The sequence below is a fragment of the Ignavibacteria bacterium genome (assembly GCA_025612375.1).
Taxonomy (GTDB): Bacteria; Bacteroidota; Ignavibacteria; order Ignavibacteriales; family SURF-24; genus JAAXKN01.
In genome coordinates this window covers 71167-77692 of sequence record JAAXKN010000021.1, presented here as the reverse complement: position 1 = coordinate 77692, position 6526 = coordinate 71167, and the positions used below count along the sequence as shown (strand labels likewise).

General features: G+C 32.8%; 5 protein-coding genes. All 5 read right to left on the bottom strand.

Annotated elements, in window-relative coordinates:
* Window positions 1-292 precede the first annotated feature (292 nt).
* Window positions 293-1951: a capsule assembly Wzi family protein gene (locus tag HF312_13145; GenBank protein ID MCU7521159.1), complete on the bottom strand. Its 1659-nt coding sequence runs from the start codon at window positions 1949-1951 to the stop codon at window positions 293-295.
* The gene (locus HF312_13140; protein MCU7521158.1) at window positions 1912-3003 is read right to left on the bottom strand and encodes a sugar transferase; all 1092 of its coding nucleotides are present in this window, start codon (window positions 3001-3003) and stop codon (window positions 1912-1914) included. The genes HF312_13145 and HF312_13140 overlap by 40 nt, the downstream gene beginning before the upstream one ends.
* Before the next feature lie 477 nt (window positions 3004-3480).
* Window positions 3481-4233 (bottom strand): hypothetical protein, encoded by a 753-nt coding sequence (locus HF312_13135; protein ID MCU7521157.1) that lies wholly within the window; start codon window positions 4231-4233, stop codon window positions 3481-3483.
* Complete coding sequence (locus tag HF312_13130) at window positions 4230-5297, bottom strand: DUF354 domain-containing protein (protein MCU7521156.1); 1068 nt, start codon at window positions 5295-5297, stop codon at window positions 4230-4232. The genes HF312_13135 and HF312_13130 overlap by 4 nt, the downstream gene beginning before the upstream one ends.
* Window positions 5294-6292, bottom strand: coding sequence for a peptidoglycan bridge formation glycyltransferase FemA/FemB family protein (locus HF312_13125; protein MCU7521155.1), 999 nt, complete (start codon window positions 6290-6292; stop codon window positions 5294-5296). Before HF312_13125 ends, HF312_13130 begins: the two co-directional genes overlap by 4 nt.
* Between the last annotated feature and the right edge of the window lie 234 nt (window positions 6293-6526).

Here is a 6526-nt window from a genome sequence, read left to right as displayed (position 1 = left end):
AGGGTTTCAATGGCCCTTTTTACATTTTAGTGGCAGGTTTTCGTGGCCCTCGACAGTGACAGGTTTTCATGGCCGTGGCTGGCTGGTTTTGGTTGTCCTTGACATATTAAGATGTATTTTTGAAATAACTTGGATTAAAATTAGCCAAATAGGTATTTTATATTAATAAAATTCAGCCTCGTGGCCAGACTGGAAATAAAAGGGAAAAAATAAATGCAAAATAAAAAAAATAGCCCGCATAATGCGGGCTAAAATTCCTTCAATTTGGCTTTTGGTGTAAGCATTTAAGTTACTAAAACATTCCATAATAAAGATAAAACCCTAATGAATGCTTTTTGCCAAGCAAGAATGCAGCTGTTCTAGTTGAGGACTCATCGCTGATATCCGAATACCTATAGTATCCACTAAGATTAAGATCATGAATTATTTCATACTTAGCATCCAGCCCGATATTAAAATCTTTTCTTAAAGGACCTTCCAGGAACGGTTGATTATAAGTATTTACATAAAAATCAGAAGCTTCTCTTAATCCGCCCTTTCTTAAACGCTCTGCATATAGAGAAATTTTTAGACCACGTGATGGACGATAATTAAATTGCACTCTCATTTGATCTGCATTTTGCCCCAGCCAATGACCTAGTTCATAATCCAAATGCTTATAAGTTGTAGTAGGAATATAATGCTCATATACTCTTGGTGATATTCGAGTATATTCAAAATTAATATCTAAATTATCTGCAAAGAGATCTACTTTATTAAAACCAACTGTTACAGCATTCCAGAAATTAGAATCATTTCCCTCCTCCAATTCTGTTGTAGAGAGCATGTCAATAAAAACGGTAGCATAAAAACTAAAGGATTTTGGATAACGCACAATTATATCGCCAAACAATTGACCATTATTTCCATAATCATTATTTCTGCCGGCATTATGATCCTGGAATTTATACAACATAAAAGGGATGAGGTATTCAGGGCGTAAAGTGGGATAGCTGTATATTACCGAATTGCCCAACGATAAATCCATAAATCTAAAAGGGGAAATGCTAAGGAAATTAGCAGCTATATATTTGTCCACAAACTTACCTCTGTAAACAGGTTTTCCGTCCCTCTCCATTCCTATTGGGTAGAAATATAGTGAGTCAGATACATTGGATGTAAGCCATCCATGCATGTAATAAAACCGAAGCCATTCAACCGGTTGCAAAAATAATTTTATAAAAGGGTATGATGCCGGTTTATCGGAAATTATTAATTGTCCGTATTGGCCGTGTCCCCATTGCTGATAATCTTTTGCTAAAGAAACATAGCCCCATTTCCAGTTAAAATTAAGACACCCTTTAACATCACTATATTCAATTCCATTTGAAGTCCTAAGATTTATGAAATATCCTCTTTGAGGGGTAAAAAACTTTGGATCCAGGACATTACTTCCATATTCACCATTATCCCTAAAATCCATTGAGGCCCCGAACCAATCGGAATAGGTTCCGTATACGCTTCCTCCCCACCATCTTGAATTGCTAGAATATTTTCCAGTAGCCGTTTTCCCAATTCCGAATACCGGATCAGCTGATATGGTGAATAGAGAGTCGGAATAGTTAAACAAATGCCATCTTTCAGATTGGTGCCCGTCAAGCTCCGAAGCATATTCGCGCGAATACCAATCTAATTCGCTTGCTTCTACCTCATTCAGTAATCTCTTATTTTTGATTACCTGTCTTAATAAAGCTGCTACATGTATGCGCGAAAATGGCTTAACTTCATTGTGTACATGAACTATTTCTTTTGAAGCCAGGCGGTCAAGAAACGAATAAATATCGTTATTAAACGGGACATTTACCGTCTGGGCACTTATAGAAATATTAAAAACTGCAATATAAAAGAAGATGATTAGAAATAATATACTTGCTAAGCACTTCTTGCGCGCTTTAAAAAGATATTCACCCATGCTTTATAAAAATATTTAATGTCGGTTAATATAGGATTCTTTTCATATGCATCCAGATATTTTTCCTCTGAATCCATAATCTCCTCCAAAGTTTTAGGCATATCTGCATAGAATGGAGGAATTAGACCTGGTTTATATTTCATTCTCTTTACCCTTAAAGCAGGGCGGTATAGACTCAGATAGTGCGGGCTAAGTGGTCTGACGCCAACCAGCTTCAAATCTCTTATTATCCAATTAACAATCATCGGTAATTCATCGAGCCAGAGTTTTCTAAACAGCTTCCCCCATGTAGTAATTCTAAAATCATCTTTGAACTTTCCGCCTTCCTGAAGATTGTTCATTTTATAAACATAAGCCTGAAGATATTCGGAATAGGGATGCATGGTCCTTAACTTAAACACATAAATTTCTTTACCGTCCTTCCCAATTCTTCTCATTCTAAAAAACGGTCCATAGGAAGGTTCCATATTATAGCTTGGAATTGCAATCTTTTGTGCAACAAAATATGTGAGATTGTTCGCCTCTTTATGATCTATAATTTCAAATCCGCATGAGACCAATCGCCCAAGTGTCTCAGGTAACGATATTACTCTGTTATGTCCTTTGGTAAGTATAAAATAAACTTTTTTTGTAACTCCCACTTTGGGAAGAACACGTTTGACGATAAAATCCAAAGTATAATAAGGATAAACCAAAACTTTCGTATACTTTGCAAGTATACTTCTTTTTCTTTGTTCAGCTGTTTCCACACAACCGACAAAGTGCCCATAAAATGGTAGTTTATTATTTACTGACTCTAAGAATTTATTCAGATATCTTAACTGATTTATCTTCTTGATATTTATAAAGTCACGTATTGAATTATCTTCAAGACTATCAACGTTAAATCTTGTTGAAGTTTCAAGGATTTTAGTAGTTCTGGATTCAATATTGACATATTTTGATATGAATTCAATAGCTTCCTTTCCTAAGATGTCATATATATGGTTATTAACAACTTGAACAGAATCGGTATGCGAGGCATACGGTGGAATAGTAGAGGTTCTCTGCATAGTACTCCTTATCAATTAACATAAAAAATCTTTCCTTATATATATATGGTGACGAGTGCCTAATTCGGAAAATTTTATTAATTTTGTTGAGATATTTTTATTATCGGTACTGCAATATACCAATTTAGGGCAAAAAATGGGTATCTTAGTTTGGAAACAGATTTATCTAAAAGAATATTTTGGAAAAGAACTTGTTTACCATCGAATACTGGAACATGATTTTTAAAATCAAGTGAACAAGACATTATATCCCATACTAAGCAACAGTTGACTTTATTTACGTAGGACTTGGTAAATTATAGTTGCCTCATTCTGAACAAAAAAAAAGCCCATGAATGAGGTTGTTTTTCCTACAATTCAAGAGCTACAAAATAATGTATCTTTTATGTCAAATAAAATAAGTTAAAAACATATATTCAGGAAATTTTGCAAGCCTGAAAAATGCAATAATTTGATTCTAATTCGACAACAAAGGAATTATCGTTTTACATAATAATATTTTTTCACAGTATTTTTTATATTCTGGAAAATAAGTTCCTTTGTCCATTGTAAATAATTATCTTCCCATCTTTGTGGATGAAAAGTAAACATTGCTTTGAACGGAAGTTTTTCCACAGATCTTATTATGTCAAAAGTCGTATTAAAATTAAAATTAAAAGCTGATTTAACTTTGTCCCTTACACTTACATCTGTCCCATTCCATCTTCTTCCAGTATCTGTAAGATAAAGGAATTCACCAAAGTCAAGATCGAAGTATGGTTCCCCTATAAGTCCATAATCCCTGTAATCAAACTTTTTCCAAAGATCTCTATTATCGTATTTTGATAGTGGACTTCCATGCATACAAATAGTTTTCACAGGATAAAGTCTTCTTAGCATTTCAAGATGTACTTTGAACAAATCAATTGCTTTGGTAATGTCACCATTGGCAAAATCAACATCCTCGTAATGATAACCAATTTCATGACCCAATTCTGCTATTTGAGTTATTAATTTCTTATCAAAACTTTGAGGAACAACTCGGAAGTAATATGTACCTTTTAATCCCAACTCATATTCAATTTTTGCAGTTAACAAAGCATTTTCTTTTTTTGCATCAATATCATGCCTTAAAATTAGCACATTACCTTTTTTTTGGGTTATATAGTCTGCAAAAGGAGCTGCAATATACTTTTTAGAAATTTCTTCCAAAAGTTCCTTAAATATGGCTAATGAAAAATCTCTCGTCATTTAAATTTATCTTGATAACTAGGTTCACGTTTAAGTAAGTTAAAACTATTAGGATATTCTTCCATAAACCAAATCAAAAAGGAAGTAACATCTATTTTTTCACTTAATAACTTCACTCTAGCTTTGGAGATCCTTTCTTTTAATTTCTCATCTTTAAGCAAATCCTTTATCTTTTCTAAAACTCCCTTCCCGTTTTTAAAATGGAATAATAATCCATAATCTTCTTGTTCTTTAATCGAACCAGCTTCCATGCTGTTTATATAGACAGCTGGTGCCCCTAAGATAGCACATTCTGAAGCCATAGTCGCCCCCTCGCCAATAAATAAGTCAGCATAATAAAGTACACTGTGAATCTTTTCTGGAGGAAGACTTAGTCTATACGGTTCGAACTCCGCATCTAATGTACTTTCGGCTGATATAAATACGTGCCCAAATTGCTTAAGATAGTTCACAATATTTCGTTTTTCTATAATACTTAATCCGGCCTGTCTCATATCATGACTGGCTTCCCAAGAAACAAATCTTAATATAAAATATCTATCCTTCTCCTTTAATCCCATAGATATTTTCACTGATGAATCCGCTTTAAAATATTTTGGATGCAAATACGCCAACTCATGATACCCATCATAATAAATCTGTTTACTTCCATAACTTTTAGAAAAACTCTTTCCTGTAAGTATTGCTTTTGTAAAAGGCTTATATAAGCGGACTTGTTCCCAATTGCCAGTATCTTCCAGCGCAATATTTATTTTTCTAAGAAATATAGATGCAAAAGCTGTATAAATGGACCCATGACTTAGATAAATATCTGGATTATATTTTATACTTACTATAATTATTAACCATGTATATTTTATTAATCCCCATATCTTACCAATCTTTGATTTATAGTGTTGACCTAGATTAGTAAAACTGAATCCTTCATTCTTCAATAAAGCTATTTCAAATTCTTTATCTCTAACTGTAAAGTGCACAGAATGCCCCTTACGAATCATTTCATGCGCAAAATATTTGAACAAATGCACATGAGCTGGGTGACCAATATCAATTAATATTCTCATTTTACTCTTTTTAGTAAAGATAATCCAATTCTTGCAGTTTTGTATAAAACTGGTTTTGTGACCTTCAGAAAGCGTCCATGCTCAACCAAACTGCCACCGAATTCCAATTTATAATCTCTGACACCGTAAACTTCATCTTTCAATCCTGCCCCCATGAAGTCAACTTCAGGTATTTTATTGTTGACGGCAAATTCAATAGCAGCTAATACTGCCAAATGAGTAGGGAATATTTTTTTGTGATAATTTCTTTTGCCGCAATAATAAAACGTATAAATCCCTTTCATTTCGGTATATAGGCATATAGACCCACCAATAATTATGTTATTATGTTCTACTACAAATACCTTTGCAATTTTTTGAAGATACATTTGATTAAAAAATTCAAAGGGAGGCAACGGCAATTTCACTCTTTTTTTATAAAGATCATTTAGAATTTGATATAAAAAAAATAGTTCTTCGCTATTCTTGCATTCACTATAGCTTGCCCCCTGTTCTAAAGAAAGTCGAATCTCTCTTCTTCTATTATATTTCATATGCTGAACTATTTCTTCAATGTTTTTATCTGCAGTATTAAGCTTTACATTAACATATGATAAATAATCCCACCCTAATTTAGTATATTTATCTTTAAGTTTGGAATAGTCATTGAAGTTTCGTACCTCAATATAAATCACTTTTTTACTTAGATTCTTACAAATATAATCCAGTAAGTAATCAATAAAAGGCGAGCATATATTCTCTAATAATGGCCCCCCGTAAATTATTCCTCTTCGGGAAAAAAAGGCTTTAATTCCTGTTTCTTTATGCAACACAACAACTGCCAAAGCTTTTATTTCCATATTTTCAATCACTGCAAATGCTCTAGCCGAATATCCAGATAATGAATTTATGAAATCATAATATTCAGGGGAATTGAATGGAGTTGAATATTGACATTTGCAATAAAACGCTATCCATTTTGTTCTATCAATATTTTTATCTAACAGTAGTTCCATCAATAAATTAATCTTCTATTTTAATATTTGTTTTATATTGTAATTTAGCTAATACTAGCGCACATAATCATAGTGCAAACTCTTTAGGAACATTATTTCTTGAATAAATCATAAGCATCAGAAATAATAAGGATTATAATTAAAGCTAAATCAGTAACAAGATTCAGTTGAATAAAGTAATATGCGGTTTAGTGAACAATTAAATCTACAATACTAATTTGGAAATACTTCCGG

Bases quoted from the DNA above. Each gene is read 5' to 3' on its own strand.
- HF312_13145 (MCU7521159.1), bottom strand. From the start codon at position 1,951: ATGGGTGAATATCTTTTTAAAGCGCGCAAGAAGTGCTTAGCAAGTATA.
- HF312_13140 (MCU7521158.1), bottom strand. From the start codon at position 3,003: ATGCAGAGAACCTCTACTATTCCACCGTATGCCTCGCATACCGATTCT.
- HF312_13135 (MCU7521157.1), bottom strand. From the start codon at position 4,233: ATGACGAGAGATTTTTCATTAGCCATATTTAAGGAACTTTTGGAAGAA.
- HF312_13130 (MCU7521156.1), bottom strand. From the start codon at position 5,297: ATGAGAATATTAATTGATATTGGTCACCCAGCTCATGTGCATTTGTTC.
- HF312_13125 (MCU7521155.1), bottom strand. From the start codon at position 6,292: ATGGAACTACTGTTAGATAAAAATATTGATAGAACAAAATGGATAGCG.